Below are 25,229 nucleotides of genomic sequence, written 5' to 3'. Positions count from 1 at the left end.
AACCAGCTCTATGTGCAATCCGCGCAGGGTCCGTGTCGAGGCCACCAGAGAAGTCGTCGAGGCGTGGGAACTGGCCCTGGAGCGCCATGCCAGCGCCAGCGACTCCGTGGTCAGCGAGCTGGAGGTGCGCCATCCGTTCGGCGGCACCCTGGGGCAGGCCACCCGGCAGGTCTTCGAGCGGACGCTCGCCACGGCCGACGGCTGGCGAGCCGAAGGCGGCGGCCATGTGCTCACCTTGACGGACGGTCAGGTCCGCTACGACCCCACCACCGGCGAACTGGTGGTGACCGCCCGTCTGGAGGACCAGGTCACCGTGGAGGGCCACGCCGCCGAGACCGTGCGCGGCGCGGTCCGCGAGCAGGCCACCGGCAGCGGTGAAGGGCGCTACTACGCCGACGGTTTCGCCGGGCGTACCCGTGAAGTGGCCGAGCGCGAGGCGCAGGTGGTCGCCGAGGCCGACGCCGTGCGCCGGGCGCGCGAGCTGGCGGGACGGCTGAGGGCGCAGGCGGACCGGGAGTCGACCACCGCGGCCGCCGCGGCCGAGGCCCGGCTCCAGCGGGCGGCGGACGACGACGCGCGGGCCCGGCTGGCGGAGGAACGCGAGCGGGTCCGCGCCGATCTGGAGACCCGCAACCGCGAACGCATCACCCGGCTCGGGCAGGACGGACTGCGGGCCGTGAACGGCGTGCTGGCCACGGCCTATCAGCGGGCGCTGCTCGACTTCGCCCGACAGCACGGCGCCACCGGCATCCGGGAGCAGGAGTCCGACGGCGGCATCGACATCGAGTTCGAGATCGACTTCGACGGGATGGAGAACTGACTTCGAGGCCCGCGCGGGGGTGGGGCCCCGACGGCGTGCGGAACTGATCCGGGAGGGAGAACTGATCGATGCGGGTGCGGGTGCGGTTCCGGTTCAACACGGACACCGGAGAGGTCGAACTGTTCCAGGTGGACGACATCGGCGCCGGTTCCGGCCCCGAGCACGACGCCGAGCACGACCGGATCAGCGCCGAGCTGGGGCAGGTCCTGGCGCGCCGGCCGGACGTCGAGGAGATCTCGCCGTTCGAGGAGCGGCCCCTGCAACGGCACGATCCGACACCGCAGACCCCGAGGCGCACGCAGGAGGAGGACGTCGAGGGTCCGGAGCCGGGTGAGCGGGAGACCTCATGAGCCGGCGCATCCGGCTGCTGCTCAAGGCCGCGCGCTGCTACTCCGAGGCCCAGGCGCACGCCGAGGCCGCCCGCTGCTACGACCTCCTCGGCTGGCAGTGGTCGGCGGCCGACGCCTACCAACGGGCCGGCGACCTGGAGCACGCGGCGCGCACCTACCGGCAGGCCGGCCACCCGGAACAGGCGGCCCGCTGCTACCGGCTCCTCGGCCGCCCCGAACTCGCCGCCCGTTGCTGGCAGGAGCGGGGCCGCAGACCGGAGGCGGCCTGGGAGCTGCTCCTGGCCGGTGACATCACCTCCGCCCGCCGGCTCCTGGCCGCCGCCGACACCGTCGGCAACGGACCCCAGCAGCTCCGCCTCGAACTCGCCCGCGCCCTCGCCGACCGCCTCGGCGGCGGCCCGGCCGGCCCGCTCCTCGCCCTCCTCCCGCGGATCGAGGCCCGCCTGCCGTCCCTGGCCGCGCGCACCGAGCGCCGGCTGACGCTGGACTGGGGCGTCGAGGCCGCGGACCGGATCGAGCGCTTCGACTGGGGGGCACGGCTGTTCCGGGCGGCCTACGACGCCCAGGGCGGCGCAGACGTACTGGACCGCTGGCGGGAGTGGGCCGGCGAGCGGCTCGGCTCCACCGCCTGGCTGCCGTCCGGGCCACCCGTCGAGGCGTCCGGACCGCCCGTCGAGGCGGACGTCGGGAAGGGCGCCGGGACAGGCGTCGGAAGCCCCCTCGGAACCGGTCCGGGCACGGGCGTCGGCCGGGCGGAGGGGCGCTGATGGAACGCAGCGAGAGCCCTCTGCGGCGTCTCCTGAACCGCATCACGCCGGAGACGCCCCCTTCCGCCGGCACCCCGCCGACCCCGATCGTGGCGCGCCCGGCGCCGCGCGGAGCTCCGCCGCCGACCCCGCAGCCTCCTCCGGTCCAGCCCCCGCCAAGGCCGCCCCGCCAGGCGAGCGGCTCCCACGACCACGGCGTCCGCTTCAGCGTGCGCCCCGCACGCCCGCCGGAGGAGGACCCTCCGACACCGGCGCCGCCGGTCACGTACACCCCCTCCCCCACCGTGGACTGGCGCGTCGCCGCCCGTTTCGCCTCCCCGCACCGGGTTCTCGGCGCGCTGGAGGCGCTGCACCGGGCGGGGGCGGCGCAGTGGAGCTGCCACGGGGAGCCGGGCGGCGGGGCGGTCTGGCTGCTCAGTGTGATCGGCCCGACGGTCGGCACCGAGCTGCTGACCCTGCACGGCGGCACACCTCGGCCGGTCCTCGGACACGGGGCGCTCGCGGGCCAACCCGGCGGCGGGCCCGACCAGTTGAGCGAGGTGCTGTCCTGGCCCGCGCTCGACCTGGTGGACCTGGTCTCCCGGCTCCCCCTGACCCCGCCCGCCCGGGCCGACCACCGCACCCTGCTGGTCCTGACGGCACCGCAGCTGCTGTCGTCCGTCGTCCGGCAGGCGCTGGCCTTCGGCGTCGAGGTGTCGTCGCTCGCCGTACGGGCACGGCCCTGGGACAGCACGGACGTACCCCAACGCGAGCTGACGGCCTTCTCGTTGACAGCGCCGGACGCGATGCCGCACGCCCTGCTGGTGGCCCTGTCGGCGCTGCCCCGGACGGCGGTGTGCCGTCCGGTGACCGGCTGCGAACGGCTGCTGCTGGACGTACGCCTGTGCCCTCCCCTCGACGACTCCCTGCTGTACTCCCCGGTACCCGAAGGGGAGTTGTGGCTGGTCGGCGACCGCGAGGAGTGGCCTCCGCTGCGCCTTGAGCCGCTGGGAGCGCCCTCGCCGGTGCCGACCGAGCTGGTCGGTGTGGCGGCCGAACCCCCGCCCGGCGCCTACGCGTTGCCAAAGGCCGCGCGGGTGCCGTCGACGCGGGTGCGGGTCGTGTCCGACGCCCACGCGGACACCGCGGTCGACGCGGTCCTGCTGCACGACGACGAACTCCCGCTCCTGCGCCGGTACTTGCCGGGACGTCCGCTCGGCGAGGCGGGGTTCCTGCTGCCGGGACCCGGTCACCATCTGCTCCTCGAACCGGCGGGCCTGGCCCGCGACCTCCCCTTCGGCGTTCCCCTGCACCGCATCGGTCCCGGCAGCCTGTTCCTGGAGTCCGGGCACACGCTCACGCCCCCGCTGCCGCCCGCGGCCCGCGCTCACCTCTTCGGCCTCGACGGCACCTCGGCGGTGGTCTGCTGGCACGGCGGCCGGCACCGCTTCCCGCTCGCACCGATGGTGCCCCTGTGGACCCTGTGGGCCCCACCGGACCCGGTCGAGGTCTCCACCGGCCTGTCCAAGGCGGGCCGCGAACTCCTCGACGCCCTGGACGCGCTGGCCACGGCGAGCGGCACCCCGCAAGGGCCCACCGCGACACCCCACCACAACCCCGGCGAGGCGCTCGAACGTGCCGCACGCCTGCGCGCCACGGGCGACCACGAGGGCGCCGCCGAGGCCTTCCGCTCCGCGGGCGACCCCCTGGAGGCGGCCCGGCTGTTCGAACGCGCGGCGCTGGAAGGGAGGGAGGAGCGGTGATGGCGAGCGCCACAGCGGCTGAAGGCAGCACGCCCGCGACCGTCGGCGCGGGTACGGCGCACTCTTCGGGACGCCCGTGACGACCCGCCCCGAGGCCGCCGCCCCAACCGGCCCCCGGCGGCTGCTCGCGCTCACCGGGACCGACCCCTGTACCGGTCTCTCCCGGGACGGCACCGCGTTCGTGCATCTCACCGAGCGTGCCCTCAGCTGTCGTGACGACACCGGGCGGGTGCTGTGGTCGGCGCCCGGGGAGGGGCGGCCGGCGGCCGTGGCCTGGGGGCCCGACGGCGGTGAGGTGTTCGTGCTGCGGGCCGGGCGGGTCGAGGTGTACGACGGGGACAGCGGGGCGCCGGCCGACGACGGGTTCCCGGTGCCGGCCGGCGCGGACACGCTCACGGTGTCGCCCGACGGACTGTGGGTGGCCTGCGCCGGAGACGGCGTGCTGGTCCACCACCGAGGCACCCTCGTGTCGTCCCCGCTGCCGACGGTGGACCCGGTGGTCGCCCTGGCCTGGGATCCCCAGGGCCGCCAGCTCTGCCTGGCCACCGCCACCGCGCTCCAACTGTGGAGCGTCGCCCCGGTCCGCATGGACTTCGCCCCGTGCACGGGCCGCACCGGCATCACCGCCCTCGCCTGGTCACCGGACCGCGACGCGCTCGCCTTCGCCGACGCGGCGGGGCTGCACCTGGTCGACCGCGCCACCGGCCGGACCCTCGCCGACGCGCCGCTTCCCGGTGCCGTCGTGGGACTGGGCTTCAGCCGGACCGGACGGTTCCTCGTGGCCGCCACCGACCAGGAGGCCCTGCTCGTCCTCGACCGGACGCTGGAGCGGGTCGCGCGGCTGCCCGCGCGGATCACGTCACCGCGGGACCTGAGCGTGTCGGCGACCGGGCGAGTGCTGTTCACCGCCGGGGCGGGCCCGGAGCTGTGGGAGCTGCCGGACGCGGCACCGTACCGCGCGGAGCGCCGCGTCGGTGTACTGCTGCGCGGCTGGGCGGCGGCGATGTGCCGCTCGGTGGGACGGACGCTGCCGGCCCTGCGGGACCGGGCACCGCGGATCACCGGACAGACGCTGCTGTACGACGCGAGCGACGCCCTGTGGGCTCCGGCGATCGCCCCTTCGCGGGACGGCCGTTGGGTACTGGAGACCACGCCGGGTTCGCTCGCCCCGCTGAAGGCGCCCGGTCCGGACGACGGACGCCGGAGCGTGACCGTGGCCACCGGGCCCGGCGGCGCCCATGACCTGGAACTCGCCCCGGGAAGCGGGGAGTTGCTGGCCTGCGCGTCCCGCGAGGGTCAGGCGGGGCTGACCGTTGTCGACCTGGGCAGCGGGGAGGTCCGGGCGGTACTGGAGGGCGGCCAGGGGCCCGCGTGGTGCCCGGCGCCCGGCGAAGGGACGGCGACGCTGGCCGTGCCCGAGCCGGGGCCCGCGCCCACGCACCTGTTCGTGCACACCCTGGACGCCCGCGGCGCCCCGGCGCAGCAGCGCGGGAGTCTGCATCTCCCACAGGGCACGGGCCGCCCCACCTGGTCACCGGACGGGGCGGTCCTCGCGGCTGGGACCCTGGGCGCGGTCATGCTCTGGCACATGCCGCGCAGGGAGCGGGCCCGGCGACTGCCCCTGCCCTCCGGCGCGTTCGCCACCCGCGTCGCCTGGTCGCCGGACGGGAGCCGGCTGGCCGCGACGCCCCCCGCCGGACAGGGGCCGTTGGTGGTGTGGTCGACGCTGACCTGGCGGGTGCAGCGCGAGTTCGGGGTGCCGGGCGGGCGCGGCTGGGCACCGGCGCTGGCCTGGTCACCGGACGGCTCGCTGCTCGCCGCGCCGGGCCCCGGTGCGGACACCAGGGTGGTCGAGGTGTGGGACGTGACCCGGGGCACGGTGGCGATGACCCTGGACGAGGGGCCAGAGCGAGGCCCGGTGTGGTCGGTGCGCTGGTCCTCCGACGGCCGCCGACTGGCCGTGACATACAGCGGCGGCCGCACCCTCCTGTGGGAGGTACGGACCGCGCCGGAGGCGACGGAGCCCGGCCCGCCGTTGCCCGAATCACCCGCCTACCTGGCCGAGTTGGGCACGATGGCCGCCGCGGTCGACGCGGCCGTACCGCTGGACGCGCTCGCGGACATCGCGGGGCTGCTGCGTCCGGCACCGCCCCCGGGACGGCGGCTCGTCCATCAGAGCCCGGCCGCCCGCGCCCTGCGGAACCTGGGCTGGCCGCGCTCCGCGCATCCGGCGCTCGGCGCGCTGGTGGCGTCGCGGCTGCCGGGGGACGCGCGCTACGTCCCACCACCGGGTGTCTCCCTCCAGGAGCTGCGCACCACGCTGGAGTGGGGCCTGCGCGGCAGCGGCGAGCAGCCGGAGCGCCCCTCGGTCTCGGCCTCCGAACTGACCGCCGCCCTGGACCGGGTCGAGCGCGAACTCCTGCCGCTACTGGCCCTGTTGGGTCCGGACGCGGTCCGGGAGGACCCGGCGCTGCCGTTGCGGCTCGCGCGGGGGCCGTGGGCGTCGGCCGCGGAGGCCGCCGCTCGGATCCCCGACCTGCCCTCACGCCTGCCCGCCCTCCTCGGTGACGACGTACCCGGCCCCACCACGGCGGGCGCCCCCGCGCAGTGGGCCCGGCACGGGCCGCCCGACCGGCTGGTGCCGAGCCAAATGGCTTTGCCCGCGCCCCTGTTGAACGCTCTGTGGGCGCAGGACGCGCTGCTGTACCGCACCCGGCGCGGGCGGCTGCCGTGGACCGAGCGGGACGCGGTACTCGTCCTGGACACGGGGGCCGCGGCGCAGGGGCAGGTGGGCAGCTGTCTGCGCCTGTGCGCGCATCTGCTGGCGGCGGCGCTGCTGGCGGCCGACCGTGCGGTGGCGTTGGTGCACCTCGACGGCCGCGCGGCGCCCGCCCGGCTGACGTCCGCGTCGGATCTGCGCCGTCTGTGGACGCCGGTCCTGCCGGAGCCCGCCGACCCGGCCCGTGCGGCGGCCCAGGCCCGGGACGCGGCGCGCGGGCTGGCCGCGGTCGACTCGGGCGAGCCCCGCACCCTGCTGTTCACGCACGTCCACGAGCCACCGCTGCCCGTGCCGGGCGCGCTCACCCTCCGGGTCCACTACCCGCGGCACCCGGTCCCGCCGGACGGGCCGGACACCTGGGTGCTGGCACCGGAACCGGACGGGGACGACCTGCGGCGGGTGCTCGTGCAGATCCTCGGGCGGCTCTGAGTCAGCCGCAGAGCATCTGCTCCACCGCGTCGGGCCCCATCTTCTCCAGCAACGCCTCCAGCATGTCCGGCCGGAAGGCGTCGCCGAGCACCTCGACCCCCGTCTCGTCCCAGCTGATGCGCAGCCGTACGAGCCGTCCGTCGGGATGGTCGTCGTACTCGGACGCGTCGATCAGGTCCGGCAGGTCCTCCACGAAGCGGTACTCGGCACTCATGCCCCACCCCTCTCGTCCACGGTCCAGATCCCGGCGATCCGCTCCCCGCAGGCCGGGCAACTCCCGTCACGCAAAAGGCTCTCCGTCTGCCCCCATACCCCCCGGGTCACCACCTCGACCCCGCACCCCGGGCATCGGGTGGCCCGGCCCTCGGCGCCGAGGGCCCGCTCCACGTACACGTACCGCAGTCCGGCCGCCCGCCCGATGCGCGCCGCGTCCGCGAGGCGCTCCGGCGAGGTGGGGCGGTGGTCGCGCATCCGGTACGTGGGGGTGAAGCGCAGCAGGTGCCAGGGCGTGTCCGGGCCGAGCGAGGCGACGAACTCCGCGATGCGTACGAGCTGTTCGTCCTCGGCGCTGGTGCCGGGGATGAGCGGCGTGCTCGCCTCGACCCACACCCCGGCGGCCTTCAGCAGCCGCAGTGTCTCCAGGACCGGCGCGAGCGGCGCCCCGGTGAGCCGGCGGTGCGCCTCCTCGTCGGCGGCCTTGACGTCGATGTTGACGGCGGCGAGGACCGGGGCGACGCGCTCCACCGCTTCGGGCGTGAGGAAGCCGTTGCTCTTCCACACCAGCGGCACGCCCGACGGGCGGGCTCGGGCACCGAGTTCGAGGGTGAGTTCGGCGGCGAGGGAGGGTTCGGAGTAGGAGAGGGCGAGGCCGCCGCCCCGCTCGGCGGCGGCCGTGACCAGCTTCTCGACGTCGGCGTCCTGCGCGGAGACCTGGCTGCCGGGGTCCCTGCCGTACTGGGAGACACGGTGGTTGACGCAGTAGTCGCAGCGGAACGAGCAGCCGGGCGGGGCCAGGGTCAGCAGCGGCAGACCGGGCCGGAAGTGGTAGAAGGGCTTGCGCTCCACGGCGGACCAGTGCTCGACGGTGGTGCCCCACGTGGCCGTCAGAACCCGGTCGCCGTCCCGCCGGCGCACCTTGCAGGTGCCCGTGTCACCGTCGCGCAGCCGGCAGCGGAACGGGCACAGGGTGCACTGGAGGCCGCCGTCGACCGCCCGGTAGAAGTCCGCCGGTACCCACGCGACCACCCCGCCACCTCACCCCGTCACCCGGATTTCCACGGTACTCGGTTCCCCGGCGCCGCAGGGCGCGGACATAATGCTCGGATGACCGAGGTCTCCCCCCTCCCCAGCGGTGCGCTCCCGCTCCGCAAGCCGGTCGTCGTCATCGGCGCCGGGCCGGCCGGACTCACCGTCGGCAATATCCTGCGGGCCGTCGGCGTCGACTGCGTGGTCCTGGAGACGGAGACCCGCGCGTTCATCGAACAGCGGCCCCGCGCCGGGGTGTTGGAGGAGTGGGCGGTACGCGGCCTCGAACAGCGGGGTCTCGCGGCGAACCTGTTGGAGCGGGCGCAGCGGCACACGGAGTGCGAGTTCCGGCTCGGCGGTGAGCGGTACCGGTTCGGGTACACGGAATTGACGGGTCATCACCACTGGGTGTATCCGCAGCCGTTGCTGGTGACGGACCTGGTGCACGAGTACGCGGACATACGCGGCGGCGACATACGCTTCGGCGTGCGGGACATACGGCTGCACGACCTGGACTCGGACCACCCCGTCGTGGAGTACGTCGACGAGCTCGGCGAGGACCGGCTGATCCCCTGTGACTTCGTGGTGGGCGCCGACGGGGCGCGGGGCGTGACCCGCACCCTGCTCACCCCGGACCGCGCGCTGGTCTCCCGGCACGACTACGGCGTCGGCTGGCTGGCGCTGCTCGCGGAGGCGCCGCCGTCCAACGACTGCGTGGTCTTCGGCATCCACCCCAACGGCTTCGCGGGTCACATGGCGCGCAGCCCCGAGGTGACCCGCTACTACCTGGAGTGCCCGCCCGGCGACGACCCGGACAACTGGTCGCACGACCGGGTGTGGTCGGAGCTCCGGCTGCGCCTCGGTGCGAACGGCGCCCCACCGCTCACCGAGGGCCGCCTCATCGAGAAGCGCGTCCTCGACATGCACAACTACGTGGTCGAACCGATGGTGTTCGGCCGTCTCTTCCTCGCCGGCGACTCCGCCCATCTCACCGCGCCCATCGCCGCGAAGGGCATGAACCTCGCCCTGCACGACGCCTTCCTGCTCGGCGACGCGCTGGTCGCCCAGCTCACCAAGGGCGACTCCACCGGTCTGACCGGCTACGCGGCCGCCTGTCTGGGCCGCGTCTGGGACTACCAGGAGTTCTCCCAGTGGCTGTCGGAGGTCTACCACGGCACGTCGTCCGGCGACCCGTACCTCGCGGGCACCACCCAGGCCCGCCTGCGCCGCCTGTTCTCCTCCCCCGCGGCGGCGCTCGCGTTCGCCGAGCAGTACCTGGGCAAGGACCCGGAGTACTGAGCGGCCGGCGCTAGTCGTGCACGGGCCGGTCGCTGAGCCGGTGGTCCGCCACGTTCAGCGCCTCGTCGACCAGTCGTCGCAGATGCCCGTCCCGGAGGGCGTAGATCACCCGTCGGCCTTCCTTCCGCGTGGTCACAAGGCCCGCCAGCCGCAGCCGCGCCAGATGCTGACTGACCGCCGGCCGGGCCGCCCCGCACACCTCGGTGAGGGTCGTGACGTCCGCCTCCCCACCGGTCAGGGCATGCAACAGGGTGAGGCGGGTGCGGTCGCCGAGGAGGGCGAGGAGTTCGGCGGCGAGGGCGAACTGTTCGTCGCCCGGGGTCTGCGGGTGCGCATGATGCGCAGGTGATAGGTGCATGCGTGCGCTCATACGCACATAATGGCGGTGTGGGCGGCGCACGTCCACCGCACGCACCGGAAGGGGCCTCACGTGAGCGACCGGCACCACCACGGACACGGGCATGAGCACACCCATCACCATCCGCGGAAGCACCCCCTCGGCCACCGTCTCAAGCACCTCCTCACCCCCCACTCCCACGAGACCGCCGACAAGCTCGACCCGGCCCTGGAGTCCTCGGCACGCGGCATGCGGGCCCTGTGGGTGTCGCTGGTGGTCCTCGGGGCGACGGCGGCGGCGCAGGCCGTGGTGGTGGCCGTGTCGGGATCGGTCGCGCTGCTCGGGGACACCGTGCACAACACGGCGGACGCGCTGACCGCCGTGCCGCTCGGGATCGCGTTCGTGCTGGGCAGGCGCGCGGCGACCCGTCGGTTCACCTACGGCTACGGGCGGGCCGAGGATCTCGCGGGCATCGCGATCGTGCTGACGATCGCGGCGTCGGCGGCCTTCGCGGGGTGGACCGCTGTCGAGCGGCTCCTCGACCCGCGGCCCGTGCAGCATGTCCCGGCGGTCGCCGTCGCCGCGCTCGTGGGCTTCGCGGGCAACGAGTGGGTGGCCCGCTATCGCATCCGGGTGGGCCGGGACATCGGCTCGGCCGCGCTGGTCGCGGACGGACTGCACGCCCGCACGGACGGGTTCACGTCACTCGCGGTGCTGCTGGGCGCCGGGGGCTCGGCGCTGGGCTGGCAACTCGCCGACCCGCTCGTGGGGTTGGCGATCACGGCGGCCATCGCCCTGGTCCTGCGGAACGCGGCGCGCGAGGTGTTCCGGCGAGTGATGGACGCCGTGGACCCGGCCCTCGTGGACCGGGCCGAGCGGGCGCTGCTGGAGGTCGAAGGGGTGCGCGGGGTGGGCGAGTTGCGGCTGCGCTGGATCGGGCACCGGCTGCGCGGCGAGGTCGCGGTGGTGGTGGACGGGGACGCGACGGTACGGCAGGCGCACGCCATCGCCGTGGACGCGGAACACGCGCTGCTGCACGCCGTACCGCGCCTGACCGCCGCCCTGGTGCACGCCGACCCGGCGCCGCTCCCGGGCGAGACCGACCCGCATCTCACCCTCGCCCATCACCTGGCGGTCTGAGTTCAGACCCCCAGCCCGTCCAGCACCACGGCACCCGGCAGCTCGGCGAACGCCTTGCCCGGCACGAGCAGTTTGCCGCGCCGGCGCCCGCTGCCGACCAGGACGTAGGGCAGGTCGACGACGGCCGAGTCCACCAACAGCGGCCAGTCGGCGGGGAGTCCGACGGGGGTGATGCCGCCGTACTCCATGCCCGTCTCCCCCGTCGCCGTGTCCATCGAGGCGAACGAGGCCTTGCGGGCGCCGAGTTGGCGGCGTACGACACCGTTGACGTCGACCCGGGTGGTGGACAGCACGACGCACGCGGCGAGCGTGGACTCACCGCCGCGCCTGCCCGCCACCACGACACAGTTCGCGGAACGCTCCAGCAGCTCCTGCCCGTAGTGCTCCACGAAGACCGCGGTGTCGGCCCACTCCGGGTCGGTGTCGACGTAGACGATCTGCTCGGCGGGGACGCTGCCGCTCCAGCGGCGTACCGCGTCCGCGACGGGGGCGGTGAGTTCGTCGAGGCAGTCGGGGGCGGGCGTGGCGTGCTCGAAGTGTCCGATGGGTGCGTCCATGACCGCACGCTAACAGCCCTGCGGCGGCGGCCCGCCGGGTGTCTCAGGTCGCGGGCGGGACCGAGATGGCCAGCACGAACACCGTCGGTTCGGTGCCCTGATTGCCGTAGGTGTGGGCGGCGTTGGCGTCGAAGGTGACGCTGGAGCCGGCCGGGACGCGGTGCTCGGCGCCGTCGACCGTGAGGCTCAGCTCCCCGGCGGTGACATGGCCGATCTCGACGGTGCCGACCGGGTGCGGGTCGGAGGAACTGCTCTCGCCGGGCATCAGCCGCCACTCCCACATCTCCAGCGGTCCGGGCGCCTCCGTGCCCGCAAGCAGCCGGCTGTAACTGCCCGCGTCGGTGTGCCAGAGCCGCACGACCTGCTCGGGTGGGACGATCCGCACCTTGGGGCCCTGTTCGTAGTCGAGCAGGGTGGTGACACTGACGCCGAGCGCGTCGCCGATCTTCACCACCGTGCCGATGCTCGGGTTGGTGCGGGCCTGCTCGATCTGGATGAGCATGCCGCGACTGACCCCGGCCCGCGCGGCGAGCACGTCCAGGGTGAAGCCGCGCTCGGTCCGCCAGCGTTTGACGTTGCGCGCCAGGGACTGGGTCAGCAGGTCGAGGTCCGACACATCACGTCCAATATTTTGTATGACAGTGTGCAAGATGATGAACTACGGTGGGGTGCACCGAATCGTTCATCGAACTGTACTGCGAGGCGCTCCGTGACAGCACTCTTCGCCCTGGCCACGAGCCTGTTGTGGGGCCTGGCCGACTTCGGCGGCGGACTGCTGACCCGTCGCACCCCGGCGCTGACGGTGGTCGTCGTCTCGCAGGGCATCGCGACCGCCGTGCTGGGCGCGATCGTGGTCGCCCTGGGCGGCTGGAGCGAGGCGGGCCCCCGCCTCTGGTTCGCGTTCGCCGCCGGTCTCGTCGGCCCGGTCGCGATGATCTGCTTCTACAAGGCGCTCGCGCTCGGCCCGATGGGCGTCGTCTCGCCGCTCGCCACCCTCAGCGTCGCGGTCCCCGTGGGGGTCGGCCTCTTCCTCGGCGAGCGTCCCGGCCCGACCCAGTTCGCGGGGATCGCGGTCGCGGTCCTCGGCGTCGCCCTCGCGGGCGGCCCGCAACTGCGAGGCGCCCCCGTCCAGCGCGAGGCGGTCGTCCTCACCCTGATCTCCGCGCTCGGCTTCGGCATGGTGTTCGCGCTGATCGCGGAGGCGTCGACGACCGTCACCGGCCTGTTCCTCGCGCTCTTCGTCCAGCGGGTGACGAACGTCGCGGTGGGCGGCGCTGCCCTGTACGCCTCCGTGCGCAGGGGCAACCCGGCCCTCCCCCCGACCGGCTTCGACTGGTCCACGCTCCCGGCCCTGGCCTTCGTCGGCCTCGCGGATGTCGCGGCGAACGGCACATACGCGATGGCCGCCCGGATCGGCCCGGTCACGGTCGCCGCCGTACTCGCCTCGCTCTACCCGGTCGTGACGGCGTTGGCCGCCCGAGGCTTCCTCAGGGAACGCCTGAGGGCGATCCAGGCGGCGGGCGCGGGCCTGGCCCTGGTCGGCACGCTGCTCCTGGCGACCGGCTGACCGCTCCGCTCAGTCCAGCTCCGCGAGCTTCGCCACGGTCTCCTCGTCCAGCTCCGCGAGCGCGTTCAGCTGCTCCGGGGTGATCCCCTCGGGTATCGGCACCGGCGCGGGAGTCCGGAGCGGCGGCTGCCACCCCTCCTCGGGAGTCCATCGCCGTACGACCCGCGCGGGCGCCCCCGCCACCACGGCATGGTCGGGCACGACACCCCGGACCACCGCACCGGCGGCCACGACCACGTTCCGCCCGATCCGCGCCCCCGGCAGGATCACGGCACCGGTCCCGATCCAGCACCCGGGGCCGATCTCCACCGGCTCCATGCGCGGCCACTGCTTGCCGATGGGCTCGTGCGGATCGTCGTACGAATGGTTCGTCGACGTCACATACACGTACGGCCCGAAGTAGCAGTCGCTGCCGATGGTGACGGTCGTGTCGGCGATGACATGGCTGCCCCGGCCCAGCACCACCCCGTCCCCGATGCGCAGGATCGGCTCGGGGCCGAGGTCCAGGTCGGGCATGAGTCCGGCCGTCAGGGTGACCTGTTCGCCGACGATGCAGTGGGAGCCGAGATGGATCCAGGGCTCTCCGAAGACCGTGCCGAGCGGGAAGGCGAGTCTGGTACTCGTTCCCATCGCGCCGAAGCAGAAGCGACCCGGCTGGTCGGCGGTCACGGAGCCCGTGCGCTGCACCCAGGCCCAGCCGGCATGGACGGCGCGCTGCGCCACACGGCGCCGCCAGGATGAGAACGTGTTCTTGCGCTTCAGCACCCGCTCACGGTACTGAGCGGACGGCCCCCGTATGAGGTCGGGGGCTTGTGATCTTCGCCCTACCGGGTGGCGTACGGTGCGGAGGAACCGAGGACGGCCAGGAGGAGCGAGGCGATGACGCACAAGGCGTTGATCACGGGTATCGGCGGCAGGGAACCGAAGATCGACGGGGAGGCCTTCGTGGCCCCCAACGCGACGGTGATCGGCGACGTGACGCTCTCTGCGGGGGCGAGCGTCTGGTACGGCGCGGTCGTCCGCGGCGACGTCGAGACCATCTCCGTGGGCGCCCACAGCAACATCCAGGACAACTGCACCCTCCACGCCGACCCCGGCTTCCCGGTGACCATCGGCGAGCGTGTGTCGGTGGGCCACAACGCGGTGGTGCACGGGGCGACGGTCGGCGACGACTGCCTGATCGGCATGGGCGCGACGGTCCTCAACGGCGCGGTGATCGGCGAGGGGTCACTGGTGGCAGCCCAGGCACTGGTCCCGCAGGGAATGGTGGTGCCGCCGGGTTCCTTGGTCGCAGGGGTCCCGGCGAAGATCAGGCGCGAACTGACCGAGGAAGAGCGCCAGGGCGTAACCCTAAACGGCACGCTCTACGCGGACCTGGCCAAGGCGCACAACAAAATCCACGACTAGGGCAACGCCGTCAGGGGCGCGGGGAACTGCGCGACCAGCCACAGCAGACCCGCGCCCAAAATCACTCAGCAACCCCTACGGTCTCAACCTCACTCGAAGCAACCTGAGCCTTCTTGGCTTTCCTCTTCACCACCAACATCGAGGTCAGCCCGATAAGAACGGCCAGCACCAGCCCCAGCCACGAGAACCGCTTCAGCCAGTCCTCCGCGACGACACCCACGTAGTAGATGACCGCGGTCGTACCCCCGGCCCAGACGATCCCGCCCAGCACGTTGGCGATCAGGAACTTCCAGTACGGCATGTGCAGCACACCCGCGAGCGGCCCCGCGAAGATCCGCAGCAGCGCGACGAAGCGGCCGAAGAAGACGGCCCACATGCCCCACTTCTCGAAGGACCGCTCGGCCGTCGCGATGTGCCCCTCGCTGAAGTGCCGGGGGAACTTCTTCCCCAGCCACGCCAGCAACGGTCGCCCGCCCTTGCGCCCGATGGCATAGCCGATCGAGTCACCGATGACGGCACCCGCGCTGGCGCAGGCACCGAGGACGAAGGGGTTGATGTCACCGTGCTGGGAGGCGAGCAGCGCGGCGGAGACGAGGATGATCTCGCCCGGCAGCGGGATACCCAGGCTCTCCAGGCCGATGACCAGGCCCACCAGCAGATAGATGCTGACCGCGGGTACGGTCTCGAGCCATTCCTGGACGTGCACCGCCGGTTCCTCCCGTGTCCTGTGATCCCGTGTGATCCCGGCGCACGCCCGCGTGGGCGTGCGCCGGAAGCCTACCCGTTAGGAGACGGCGGCCGAGTCCCAGAGGTTGCACCGATGCGCGCTGTGGACGGTCGTGCTCACGGCGTTACCGCCCGCGGAGGCGGTCCGCAGCGAGAGCACCTCCCCGGTGCCGGACGGCATGGCAGGCTGCCCGTCCGCCCGGGGCGCTCCGCCCCGGACGAAGGACCCCCAGTACTGGATCATCTGCCGGGACAGCGCCCGCTGCTCCGCGTTGAGCGGGGACTCCAGACCGAAGTGCTTGAAGAGGTACTGCACCTCGTTGACATGGGTCGCCCCGAAGTCGAAGTCCGTCCCGAGGTTGCGCAGCGAGGCGAAGGGCGGACCCGTGCGGTCGGCGAACTCGTACGCGTAGACCGGTCCGCGTCCGGCGAGCACCCCGTCGAGACGGAGCGCCGGGCAGGCGAAGAGCGTGTCGCCGAGGGCCGTGGCATAGCCGATGGTCGGGGACGGCTGGGCGGCAAGCGGATAGCTCCGGAGGGCCTCCTCGCCGAACTCCTCCCGCATGACGGTCGGGTACTGCTCGGCCGTGAGCGGGTTGCCGCCGAGGTCGAAGCGGGCGAAGGCGAACAGCCGGCCCTCGTCCCGGTTCGCGCCGTTCATCACCGGCACCCCGGCCGCGGCTCCCCGGGCCAGCGCGGCGGCCGGCTGCCGCGGCAGGAAACGTCCGCCGGTGACCGGCCCCCAGTCGAAGTCGCCCTGGGCGGCGAGGATGTCGGCGGCGGACTTGCCGCGCAGACAGGCGACGGTGTCACAGTCGAGCTTCCGCGCGAAGTCGGCGCCCTCGGTCACGGCCGTCTCGTGCGGACGGGCGGCGCAGTCGTCGTACGCGCCGCTCTCGATGACGCCCGCCCGGAACAGGCCCTTGGCCGTGGGTGAGGCGAGCTGGGTGCAGACCGAGCGGCCGCCCGCCGACTCGCCGGCGATGGTCACCCGGCCGGGGTCGCCGCCGAAGCGGCCGGCGTTGGCGCGCACCCAGCGCAGCGCGGCCTGCTGGTCGAGCATGCCGAAGTTGCCGGAGACGCCGTCGCGGGCCTCGTCGTCGAGACCCGCCGTAGCGAGGAAACCCATGGCGCCCAGGCGGTAGTTGACGGTCACGACGACGGTACCGGTCTGCCGTGCGAAGGTGTCCGGCACGATGTCCTGGCCGGCGCCGGCAGTGAGCCCGCCGCCGTGGAACCAGACCAGGACCGCGCGTCGCCCGGCGCCCTCGGGGACATACACGTTGAGGTCGAGACAGTCCTCGGTGTGAGCGGGCTGCTCGTAACCGGGGTCCCAACTCGCCGTCTGGGCACACTTGTTGCCGAAGTCCCGAGTCTCGCGCACGCCCTGCCAGGGCCGGACCGGTCGTGGCGCGGTCCAGCGGAGCTTCCCGACCGGCGGTTCGGCGTACGGGATGCCGAGGAACTGCCGCCCCTCGGCGGTGACTTCGCCCCGCACCAGGCCCGCCTCGGTGCGCACCACGGGGTCGCCCGACGCGGCCCGGGCCGACGTGGGAAGCACCAGGGTGGCCACAAGTGCCGCCAGCGCGACGGCGATCCGGCGCCTCACCGCGCCACCCCCGCCCGCGTCCGTAGCCGCAGATCCCCGGCCGACGCCCCGACCCACACGTCCCGGCGCCCGGTTCCGAGCACCCAGTCATGGCGTTTCGGATCCCAGGAGGACAGCGTGCGCGGGGCGACTCGCACGGTGACCCGCCTGCGCTCCCCCGCCCGCAGAGCGAGCCGGCGATAGCCGCCCAACACCCGTACCGGCTGGTCGAGTCGGAGGTGCGGCGAGGGTCCCACGTACACCTGCGGCACGGCGATGCCCGCCCGGCGACCGGTGTTGCGGACGGTGAAGGTCACCGAGAGACCGTGGCCCTGGGGCTCGGCGGACAGGTCCTCGTAGGCGAAGGTCGTGTACGACAGGCCGTGGCCGAAGGGGAACAGCGGCCGTACGCCCTCGGCGGCGTACCAGCGGTAGCCGACGTGGACGCCCTCCGCGTACTCCTCGACGCCGTCCACACCCGGGTAGCGGCGTGGGTCCCCGGCGACCGGGTGGTGGTCGTCGTCGGTGGGGAAGGACTGGGTGAGCCGGCCGCCGGGGTCGGTGTCGCCGAACAGGACGGCGGCGGTGGCGGCCGCGCCCTCCTGGCCCGGGTAGTACATCTGGAGCACGGCTCCGGTGCGCTCCAGCCACGGCATCGACGTGGCGGACGAGGTGTTGAGGACGACGGTCGTGCGCGGGTTGGCCGCCGTGACGGCCTCGATGAGCCGCTCCTGGTGGCCGGGGAGCGCGATCGTGGTGCGGTCCTGGCCCTCGGTGGCGTCCTCGTAGGCGAACAGGACGACCTGGCGGGCGGCCTTGGCCGCCGCCACCGCCTCGGCGACGTCCGCGGCCCGGGTCGCCGCGGTGATGCGGCGCAGCCGGAAGGTCTGTCCGGTGTCGCCGCCCTGCGCGGTGATCTTCAAGGTGTGCGCGCCCTTGGTCAGGGGGAGCGTCCTGCGGCGCACGAGCAGTCCGTCCGGCGCGGCGGAGACGAGGCCGCCCGCGAAGTACTCGCCGTAGCCGGGCAGCACCGGGAAGAGGTCCTCGCCGTCGAGGAGCACCTTGGGCCGGGAGGCGGGCGCGCCGGTGAAGTGGAGGACGAAGGTCCACTCGTCGGTGTCGGTGACGGTGAGCGTCCCGTCGTACGTCCATGTCGCACCGGCATCGACCTGCCGGCCCTCGCCGGCGAGGGCGGGGCTGAAGGCGGACGCGGGGATCGCCTTGCCGTAGAGGTCCTCGCCGAGGGCGTAGGTCACCTGCGCCGCGCGTGCCCTGATGGCGTCGAGGGGGCTGTCGGCGTGGTCGGGGACGACGTGGGCGCTGCCGCCGCCGCTGACGAAGGGCAGGGCGCCGGTCGGGCCGATCACGGCGATGGCGCCGGCGGCCAGCGGCAGGGTGGAGTGTTCGTTGCGGAGCAGGGTCGCGCCCGCCTCGGCGACCTCCCGGGCGACGGCCGCGCCCGCCTTCGCGTCGCGTTCTGGGCGGGCCGGGGCCGTGCCGTCGAGGAGGCCGAAGCGGTCCATGATCGTGAGAACGCGGCGCACGGACCGGTCGACGTGATGCTCGGGCACGCTGCGGTTCTCGACGGCCTTCTTCAGCGCCGTACCGAAGTACGTGCCGTCCGGCATCTCCATGTCGAGGCCCGCGGCGAGGGCCTCTCGGGTGCTGTGGGCGGCGAACCAGTCGGTCATCACCCAGCCGTCGAAGCCCCAGCGTTCGCGCAGGACGTCGGTGAGCAGCGTCCGGTTCTCGCAGGCGTAGATGCCGTTGACCTTGTTGTACGCGCCCATCACGGCGCCGGTGCCGCTGCCGACGGCCGCCTCGAAGCCGCGCAGTTCGACCTCGTGCAGGGTCTGTTCGTCGACCCGCACGTCGACGGACATGCGGTCCTTCTCCTGGTTGTTCATCGCGAAGTGCTTGACGGTGGCGACGAGGCCCTCGGCCTGGATGCCCTCGATCTCGGCGGCGACCAGGTCGGCGGAGAGCAGCGGATCCTCGCTGAAGGTCTCGAAGTTGCGGCCCGCGTACGGGGTGCGGATCAGGTTGACCATCGGGGAGAGCAGGACGTCCTGGCCGAGGGCGCGGCCCTCGTGGCCGATGACGCGGCCGTAGCGGCGGGCCAGTTCCGGGTCGAAGGCGGAGGCCAGCATCACGGGGGCGGGCAGGGCCGTGGCGTGCCGGGTCACGCGGACGCCGGCGGGGCCGTCGGCGAGGCGCAGCGGGGGGATGCCGAGGCGTTCGACGCCCGGGACGTAGCCCGCCTGGCCGAGGGAGGCGGGGTCGGTGGCGCCGTGCAGGAGCGAGATCTTCTCGTCAAGGGTGAGGCGGGCGAGGAGGCCTTCGACGCGGGGTCCCGCGCCGTGGCCGGGTCTGCTCAGGGCGTGGGCGGGGGCGGCGGAGCCGCTGGTGGCCGCCGCGGCGACGGCGATCGCCCCGCCCAGCAGACGCAGGGCGGATCGCCGGGGGACGGAGACGCTGTCGGTCATGAGCCGTCACTCCTTCGCTATCTGAACGCACTGTGCGACAAAACGGACTTGACGCGGGGTCAGAAACGCCTGGGATGCGGCGGGAAAACTATGACGGCAGGTGACTCGTGTCAATGAACTGAACAAGGGCCGCCCTCGATGGGGCGGCCCTCATGCTCAGCGAAGAACGGATCCGAGGGACGTGACGACGGCCGCCGCCTTCTCGGACACCGCGGCCGGCACCTCCACCGGCACCTGGGGGATCACCTCGGCTTCCGGTTCCTCCCGGTGGTCGACCTGCGCCATGCGGGTCTCGTAGGGATCGGGATCACCGCCGGGCGGCGAGGCCGTGCTCGGGGGCTCGACGGGGACCCGTGGTGAAGGAACCGCGGGGAGAGATCCCTCGCCCTTCTTCTTCTCCTCCGGCTCGCCCTTCTGTTCCGGCCCGCTCTTCTTCCGCGGCTCCCCCGTGGCCGCGGAGTCGCCCGTTTCGAGCACCCATCGCTGGTCCTCGGCGCCGTCCCGGTCGGCGACCACGACGTCCCGGCCCTCGCCGGGCGCGAGGGCGAGCCCCCGGTGCCAGCGGAGCAGGATCTCGCCGCCGACCGTGAGGTCGTACTGCACCTCTCCGGCGTGGACCAGGCAGCCGTCCAGGACCACCGAGTGCTTGTCGGGGTCGGACGCGAGGCAGAGCCCGGGGTCGACGAGGCTGCGCAGCAGGCCGTCGCCCTCGTACGACCACTGCTGCGACAGGGCCGTCGAGCAGGCGGCGAGGACCGCGGCGACACCGTCGGCGGCCGTGCCCCCGTGCAGGTCGAGGCAGAGGTTCTCGGCGGCGCTGCGGAGTCTGCCGTGGCCGACCTCCACCGGGTCGGTCGCGGAGGCGGCCGACGGGGAGCCGACGGGGGTGGGCCGTACCGAGGGGCTGGTGCGGTTGCCGCTGGGGGCGCCCCAGGTGGCGTCCGGGTCGGGGACACCGTTGTCACCGGACCGGCCCCGGGCGACGAGCACGGTCGCGAGCAGGGCCAGGGACGTCAGGCCGACCACGGCGACGGCCTTCGCGTTCCGCCGAGGCGCGGCGAGGCGACGCGCCGGAGCGGGGCGGTGCCGGCCGCCGCGCGGACGGGCGTCCGGTGTCTGCCGGGTGCCACCGCGGCCGGGGCGGGAGTCGAGATAGCGCCGGGCGCCCCAGCCGAGCACGGTCTCGGCGAGCAGGATGTCCAGGCCGCCCTCGAAATGGCTGAGCTGCTCGGCGGCGTGCCGGCAGAAACGGCACTCCGTCAGATGCCGTTGGACATCCGGCAGCAGGGGGCCGCCGCGACGGATCGGGACGTCGAGGAGGCGGTTGTAGAAGCCGCATTCCTTGGAGGGCGCGAGTTCCCGGTGCGCACGGACACAGCCCTGCCGGAATTGCTCACGGGCCTGTTGCAGGGCGTCCGCGGCGCGGCCCACGTCGACGCCCAGCAGACCGGCCGGTACGGATATGGGTTCGGCCTCGACCTCCATGTGCCACAACAGGCATTGGGAGGCCCCGGGAAGGGCCAGGAAAGCGCGCTCGGCGAGCTGCCGCCTTTCGGGTGTGACACCGCGCGCCGCACGCAGTCCACGCCCTCCGGTCGGTTTGCCCAGTTCCGGCAGCGCGGCGGAAATACGGTCCTCGGCGGCCCACTCCTTCACCGTCTCCCTTACGGCGGCCAGGAGTTGAGGACGTACGGCGCCGCCGTTCGCGCGGCCGAACACTCGATGGAACGCGGCGGCGGCCACCAGCTCGGCCGAACCGGACGAGGAGGCCAGACAGATGACCGCGTAGTCATGAGTGGCCCGCCAGTGCCGGGCCAGCAGCAGGGCGGTCGCACGGGAACCGCCCTCGGCACCGCCCAGTTGGGCGACGAGTTGACGGTCGGGCTCCCCGGGGCTCGCTCCCGGACGTGGCGGGTAGGGGGGTCGTGGGGGGTACGGGGATTGCACTGAACCATTTCCTTCCGAGCCGCGGACGCGCGGGGAAAACGCATACGTCGGAAAAGCAGGTGCGTGATTGGTGCATACCTATGCCGCGTCAGCTACTGAGCGGTCACCAGGGGGCGCTCACTTTCGCACATACGAATCACAGGAAACAAGAAGTTCGAGTGACCGAAGTTCAAAACGCTGTGAATTCAGATAAGTTACCGGCGGTATCCGCACCCGCATTCGAAATCACGACCAGCCGGACGCCAAGTTGTGTGCGGGCAAAGACGGTTGGCACACGAAATCTCCAACCTCGGCACGGTCCACGCCAGACGTACACGCGCCCCTGCCCCGACCCACAGGCCGCTCCCAGGCTTCTCCCGGGATGCTCTCATTCCCGTCGGCCAGCATGAGCCGCATGATCGCCCCCCACTTCCACTCCCCCGCCCCCGCCGCCCGCGCCGTGCGCAAGGCGGTCGTGCCGGCCGCCGGACTCGGCACCCGGTTCCTGCCCGCCACCAAGGCGACACCGAAGGAGATGCTGCCGGTCGTCGACAAGCCGGCCATCCAGTACGTCGTCGAGGAGGCGGCCGCCGCCGGTCTCGACGACGTACTGATGATCACCGGCCGCCACAAGCGGGCCATCGAGGACCACTTCGACCACGCCTTCGAGCTGGAGCAGGCGCTCACCGCCAAGGGCGACACGGTCCGCCTGGACGCCGTGCGCGACCCCGCACGCCTCGCGAACATCCATCACATCCGGCAGGGCGAGCCTCTCGGCCTCGGCCACGCGGTGCTGTGCGCCCGCCGGCACGTCGGCGACCAGCCCTTCGCCGTGCTCCTCGGCGACGACCTCATCGACCCGCGCGAGACCCTGCTCAGCCGCATGCTCGACGTCCGCGACCGCCACGACGGCACGGTCATCGCCCTGATGGAGGTTCCCCCGGAGCAGATCCACCTCTACGGCTGCGCGGCCGTCGAACCCACCGACGAGGACGGCGTCGTCCGGGTCACCGGCCTGGTGGAGAAGCCGTCACGGCAGGACGCGCCGAGCACCTACGCGGTCATCGGGCGCTACGTCCTCGATCCCGCGGTCTTCGACACCCTGGAGCGCACCCCACCCGGCCGCGGCGGCGAGATCCAGCTGACCGACGCCCTCCAGGAACTCGCCGCGGACGGCACGGTGCACGGGGTCGTCTTCGACGGACTGCGCTACGACACCGGCGACAAGGCCGACTACCTGCGCACGGTGGTCCGGCTGGCCTGCGACCGCCCCGACCTGGGCCCCGAATTCCTGGCCTGGCTCAAGGAGTTCGTGGCGACGGCCGAGGCGAACGGGGCGGTCGGCCGACGCCGTCTCGCGGCGTGATCGACCCCTTGCTCAGCTGTTGGGACGCAGCGTCCACAGGACGGTCATCTCACCGGTCACCGCTCCGTCGCCGCGGCGGATCTCGATCGACACCGGGAACTCGGGGCGCTTGCCCGCGTCCAGCTCGGCGACGACGTCGGCGGCGGGACGCCCGAGGGTCGCGGTGGCCGTCACGGCACCCATCGCCAGCTTCTTGTAGGCGATCTCGGCGCTGACAGCCAGCGGCACGGCGCGCGAGAGCTGGTCCCCGAACGCGGCGAGCACGATGGCGCCGCTGGCGGACTCGCCGAGCGTGAACATCGCCCCGGCGTGCGGCCCGCCCACGTGGTTGTGGAACTCACCCTGGTCCGGCAGGCCGACCACGGCCTTCTCAGGCGAGGTCTCCTGGAACTCGAGGTTCAGCGTCCGGGCCATGGGCACGGTGGCGGCAAGCATCTCGCCGATGGACATCTGGTCTGCGCTCATGCCGGGCATGTTACCCACGAGTAGCGTTTGCTGGCCAGAGCGGTGTGATGATCGTCGTATCCTTGCGCCCCATGTGGCCAGGAGAGCGCTCGCCGGGGGACGGCACGGATCCGCAGCAGCACGCGAACCCCTATCGGCAGCCCGGATACCAGCAGCCCAACCCGTACACGGCGGCCACGCAGCCGCCCCCACCGAGCGGTCGGGACCGTCGTACGAGAACCCTCGCGATCGCCGTGGCCGCGGCCGTCGTGGTCGCCGCGACGGTGACCGGGGCCGTGCTCCTCGGTGGCGGCAGCGACGACGGGGCGGCTCCGGACCCGACGCCCACCTCGACCGCGGCCACTCCCTCGCCCTCGTCGTCGGCCGACCCGCGGGGCGCGGACGGACAGAAGCCGACGGTGGCCGGCTGGAAGGTCGTGGTCAATCCGGGGCTGGGGGTCGCGTTCGACGTGCCGGCCAACTGGGCGCTGGAGTCCCCGGACTGGGTGTCGTACGTCGCGGAGGACGACGATCCCGAGGACGCGCCGCTCGTCGCCATGAAGGCGCCCGCCGTGCTGAAGAAGCAGTGGTGCACGTCGGACGACGACAAGGACGGTCGTACGGAGGACACCGCGCTGGCCAGTGCGGGCTCGCGCGGGAACAACGGGGCGAAGAGCACCGAGGAGATCGCCCGCGCGGACTCGGCGGCCTGGGTCTACGGCCTGTACACCCAGCCGGACAGGAAGAAGGTCAGCACCGGCCCGGTTACCTCCTTCACCACCGCGTCGGGTCTGACCGGCAGCGTGGCCACCTCGCGGTCCTCCGGGGCGGTACGGCAGGGCAAGTGCGACTCGGACGGCAAGGCGACGACCTTCGCGTTCACGAACTCCGCGGGCGACTTCGCCTCCTGGTCGTTCGTCGGCGCCCGGGGCGTGGAGGGCGAGGTTCCGCAGACCACGGTCGAGAAGGTGCTGAGCACGGTGCGCGTGTTCACGCCGACGGAATCCTGAGCGGGCCCGTTCCATTTGCTACGTCCCTGACAAGGGGCGGTGACCGAACCGATGCACGGACGCCACTAAGGTGGCCTCCCATGTGGCCAGGACAGCAGCCGCCCGGGGGCGAGCAGAACCCGCAGGACCCGAACAACCCGTACCAGCAGCCGGGGTACCAGCAACCCAATCCCTACCAGCAGCCCGGCTACCAGCAGCCCGGCCCGCAACAGGGCGGGTACCCGCAGCCGAACCCCTATGCCCAGCAGCCGCCGCAGCCGCCCACGCAGTGGGACGCGCCCGGTGTTCCGCAGCCGGCGCAGGGCGGGGGCAGCGGCGGGGGCAACCGGACGAAGGTGACCGCGATCGTGGCGGCCCTCGCGGTCGTCGTGGCCGCCGGTGTCACCGGGTTCCTGGTTCTCGGCGGCGACAAGGACGACGAGGCCGACGGCGGCTCGGGCAAGGACAAGGGCGGTACGTCGGCCCCTTCCAAGTCCACGGACACCGACCCGAGCGCCTCCGCCTCCGGCTCGGACGACAATCCGCGCGGCGGCGAGGCGGAGAAGGCGACGATCCCCGGCTGGAAGGTCGTGATCAACCCCAAGTGGGGCACCGCCTTCGACGTACCGGCCGACTGGAAGGTCGAGACGCCGGGCATGCTCATCGGCTTCGAGAAGGACGACGCCAAGGCCGGCGACAAGCCCATCATCACGATGTCCGCCCCGGCCTACCTCAAGGAGTCGTGGTGCACGTCCGACGACGACAAGAACGGTGACACCGAGGACACCGCCCTGGCCACCGCGGGCACCAAGGGCGCGAACGGCGCCAAGGACACCGACGAGGTCGCGGTCAACCAGGTCCCGTGGTGGGTGTACGGCGGTTACACGCAGCCGGACAAGAAGAGCATCACGTTCGACGAGAAGGCGGAGAAGTTCACGACGACCTCGGGCGTCGAGGGCAGCGTCGCCTGGGCCCGGTCCAAGAACACGCCCCGCAAGGGCAAGTGCGCGACCGACGGCAAGGCGGTCACGTTCGGGTTCAAGAACTCCGCGGGCGACTATGTGGCGTTCAGCCTGTACGGCGCCACGGGGGTCAAGGACGAGCTCCCGGACTCCACCATCATGAAGATCCTCGGCACGGTCCGGCTGCACGGCGAGCCCACCGGCTGACGCTCGCCTCCGGTCCCCGCCCCGGTCGAGGCCGGTCGCCCACTCCACGGACCCTTTCCGGGCCCGCGTGGCACCGGCCTCCCGGCGCCTCTACGG

The 25,229-nt window shown here is 73.2% G+C and carries 23 protein-coding genes; 12 read left to right on the top strand and 11 right to left on the bottom strand.

Annotated features, from left to right (window positions below; translation table 11 throughout):
* Window positions 1-10: 10 nt before the first annotated feature.
* The 5 genes from OG885_RS37890 to OG885_RS37870 all read left to right on the top strand — a co-directional run bounded on the left by OG885_RS37890 (window position 11) and on the right by OG885_RS37870 (window position 6,887).
* Window positions 11-820, top strand: a complete 810-nt coding sequence (locus OG885_RS37890; RefSeq protein WP_405739711.1) for a hypothetical protein — start codon at window positions 11-13, stop codon at window positions 818-820.
* A gap of 68 nt (window positions 821-888) precedes the next feature.
* A complete protein-coding gene (locus OG885_RS37885) occupies window positions 889-1,170 on the top strand; it encodes a hypothetical protein (RefSeq protein WP_405739708.1) in 282 nt (93 codons plus the stop codon).
* On the top strand, window positions 1,167-1,937 hold the full coding sequence (locus OG885_RS37880; protein WP_405739706.1) for a hypothetical protein: 771 nt from the start codon (window positions 1,167-1,169) through the stop codon (window positions 1,935-1,937). The genes OG885_RS37885 and OG885_RS37880 overlap by 4 nt, the downstream gene beginning before the upstream one ends.
* Window positions 1,937-3,679, top strand: coding sequence for a hypothetical protein (locus tag OG885_RS37875; protein ID WP_405739704.1), 1,743 nt, complete (start codon window positions 1,937-1,939; stop codon window positions 3,677-3,679). Before OG885_RS37880 ends, OG885_RS37875 begins: the two co-directional genes overlap by 1 nt.
* A gap of 76 nt (window positions 3,680-3,755) precedes the next feature.
* On the top strand, window positions 3,756-6,887 hold the full coding sequence (locus OG885_RS37870; protein WP_405739701.1) for a hypothetical protein: 3,132 nt from the start codon (window positions 3,756-3,758) through the stop codon (window positions 6,885-6,887).
* 1 nt (window position 6,888) lies between these two features.
* Here OG885_RS37870 and OG885_RS37865 read toward each other — a convergent pair whose 3' ends face one another.
* Together OG885_RS37865 and amrS are read right to left on the bottom strand one after the other, a co-directional pair.
* A complete protein-coding gene (locus OG885_RS37865; protein WP_399960382.1) occupies window positions 6,889-7,101 on the bottom strand; it encodes a radical SAM-modified peptide, FtsH ternary system-associated in 213 nt (70 codons plus the stop codon).
* On the bottom strand, window positions 7,098-8,132 hold the full coding sequence (gene amrS / locus OG885_RS37860) for an AmmeMemoRadiSam system radical SAM enzyme (protein ID WP_405739698.1): 1,035 nt from the start codon (window positions 8,130-8,132) through the stop codon (window positions 7,098-7,100). The genes OG885_RS37865 and amrS overlap by 4 nt, the downstream gene beginning before the upstream one ends.
* Before the next feature lie 78 nt (window positions 8,133-8,210).
* Between amrS and OG885_RS37855 the strand changes: the two genes are divergently transcribed.
* Window positions 8,211-9,431, top strand: coding sequence for a 4-hydroxybenzoate 3-monooxygenase (locus OG885_RS37855; RefSeq protein WP_405739695.1), 1,221 nt, complete (start codon window positions 8,211-8,213; stop codon window positions 9,429-9,431).
* Between the two features lie 10 nt (window positions 9,432-9,441).
* Here the strand turns inward: OG885_RS37855 and OG885_RS37850 are convergent, their stop codons facing one another.
* The gene (locus OG885_RS37850) at window positions 9,442-9,801 is read right to left on the bottom strand and encodes an ArsR/SmtB family transcription factor (protein ID WP_405739692.1); all 360 of its coding nucleotides are present in this window, start codon (window positions 9,799-9,801) and stop codon (window positions 9,442-9,444) included.
* Window positions 9,802-9,861: 60 nt separating this feature from the next.
* Between OG885_RS37850 and OG885_RS37845 the strand changes: the two genes are divergently transcribed.
* A complete protein-coding gene (locus tag OG885_RS37845; protein WP_405739689.1) occupies window positions 9,862-10,908 on the top strand; it encodes a cation diffusion facilitator family transporter in 1,047 nt (348 codons plus the stop codon).
* 2 nt (window positions 10,909-10,910) lie between these two features.
* Here the strand turns inward: OG885_RS37845 and OG885_RS37840 are convergent, their stop codons facing one another.
* Both OG885_RS37840 and OG885_RS37835 read right to left on the bottom strand, forming a co-directional pair.
* On the bottom strand, window positions 10,911-11,465 hold the full coding sequence (locus tag OG885_RS37840; RefSeq protein WP_405739686.1) for a YbaK/EbsC family protein: 555 nt from the start codon (window positions 11,463-11,465) through the stop codon (window positions 10,911-10,913).
* A 43-nt stretch (window positions 11,466-11,508) separates the two neighbouring features.
* Window positions 11,509-12,081 (bottom strand): helix-turn-helix domain-containing protein, encoded by a 573-nt coding sequence (locus tag OG885_RS37835; RefSeq protein ID WP_399960372.1) that lies wholly within the window; start codon window positions 12,079-12,081, stop codon window positions 11,509-11,511.
* Window positions 12,082-12,174: 93 nt separating this feature from the next.
* Between OG885_RS37835 and OG885_RS37830 the strand changes: the two genes are divergently transcribed.
* On the top strand, window positions 12,175-13,032 hold the full coding sequence (locus OG885_RS37830) for an EamA family transporter (protein WP_405739682.1): 858 nt from the start codon (window positions 12,175-12,177) through the stop codon (window positions 13,030-13,032).
* A gap of 9 nt (window positions 13,033-13,041) precedes the next feature.
* Here the strand turns inward: OG885_RS37830 and OG885_RS37825 are convergent, their stop codons facing one another.
* On the bottom strand, window positions 13,042-13,797 hold the full coding sequence (locus tag OG885_RS37825; protein ID WP_405739680.1) for an acyltransferase: 756 nt from the start codon (window positions 13,795-13,797) through the stop codon (window positions 13,042-13,044).
* A 114-nt stretch (window positions 13,798-13,911) separates the two neighbouring features.
* Between OG885_RS37825 and OG885_RS37820 the strand changes: the two genes are divergently transcribed.
* Window positions 13,912-14,439 (top strand): gamma carbonic anhydrase family protein, encoded by a 528-nt coding sequence (locus OG885_RS37820; protein ID WP_405739677.1) that lies wholly within the window; start codon window positions 13,912-13,914, stop codon window positions 14,437-14,439.
* A 61-nt stretch (window positions 14,440-14,500) separates the two neighbouring features.
* On the opposite strand, the gene OG885_RS37815 is transcribed toward OG885_RS37820, so the two are convergent.
* The 4 genes from OG885_RS37815 to OG885_RS37800 all read right to left on the bottom strand — a co-directional run bounded on the left by OG885_RS37815 (window position 14,501) and on the right by OG885_RS37800 (window position 21,186).
* A complete protein-coding gene (locus tag OG885_RS37815) occupies window positions 14,501-15,145 on the bottom strand; it encodes a DedA family protein (RefSeq protein ID WP_405739675.1) in 645 nt (214 codons plus the stop codon).
* A gap of 78 nt (window positions 15,146-15,223) precedes the next feature.
* On the bottom strand, window positions 15,224-16,774 hold the full coding sequence (locus OG885_RS37810) for a carboxylesterase/lipase family protein (RefSeq protein ID WP_405739672.1): 1,551 nt from the start codon (window positions 16,772-16,774) through the stop codon (window positions 15,224-15,226).
* On the bottom strand, window positions 16,771-19,239 hold the full coding sequence (locus OG885_RS37805; RefSeq protein WP_405739669.1) for a beta-glucosidase: 2,469 nt from the start codon (window positions 19,237-19,239) through the stop codon (window positions 16,771-16,773). Before OG885_RS37805 ends, OG885_RS37810 begins: the two co-directional genes overlap by 4 nt.
* Before the next feature lie 156 nt (window positions 19,240-19,395).
* A complete protein-coding gene (locus OG885_RS37800) occupies window positions 19,396-21,186 on the bottom strand; it encodes an RICIN domain-containing protein (RefSeq protein ID WP_405739666.1) in 1,791 nt (596 codons plus the stop codon).
* Window positions 21,187-21,580: 394 nt separating this feature from the next.
* Between OG885_RS37800 and galU the strand changes: the two genes are divergently transcribed.
* Window positions 21,581-22,531 (top strand): UTP--glucose-1-phosphate uridylyltransferase GalU, encoded by a 951-nt coding sequence (gene galU / locus OG885_RS37795; protein WP_405739664.1) that lies wholly within the window; start codon window positions 21,581-21,583, stop codon window positions 22,529-22,531.
* Between the two features lie 12 nt (window positions 22,532-22,543).
* On the opposite strand, the gene OG885_RS37790 is transcribed toward galU, so the two are convergent.
* Window positions 22,544-22,981, bottom strand: a complete 438-nt coding sequence (locus OG885_RS37790) for a DUF4442 domain-containing protein (protein WP_405743062.1) — start codon at window positions 22,979-22,981, stop codon at window positions 22,544-22,546.
* A gap of 86 nt (window positions 22,982-23,067) precedes the next feature.
* On the opposite strand from OG885_RS37790, the gene OG885_RS37785 reads away from it, so the two are divergent.
* A complete protein-coding gene (locus tag OG885_RS37785; RefSeq protein WP_405739661.1) occupies window positions 23,068-23,985 on the top strand; it encodes a hypothetical protein in 918 nt (305 codons plus the stop codon).
* Window positions 23,986-24,065: 80 nt separating this feature from the next.
* Window positions 24,066-25,133, top strand: coding sequence for a hypothetical protein (locus tag OG885_RS37780; protein ID WP_405739659.1), 1,068 nt, complete (start codon window positions 24,066-24,068; stop codon window positions 25,131-25,133).
* Window positions 25,134-25,229 lie beyond the last annotated feature (96 nt).

Origin of the sequence: Streptomyces sp. NBC_00028 (genome assembly GCF_045041065.1) — a bacterium.
Lineage (GTDB): Bacteria > Actinomycetota > Actinomycetes > Streptomycetales > Streptomycetaceae > Streptomyces.
The sequence above is the reverse complement of the archived record's forward strand: the minus strand, read 5'-3'. Positions and strand labels throughout refer to the sequence as shown.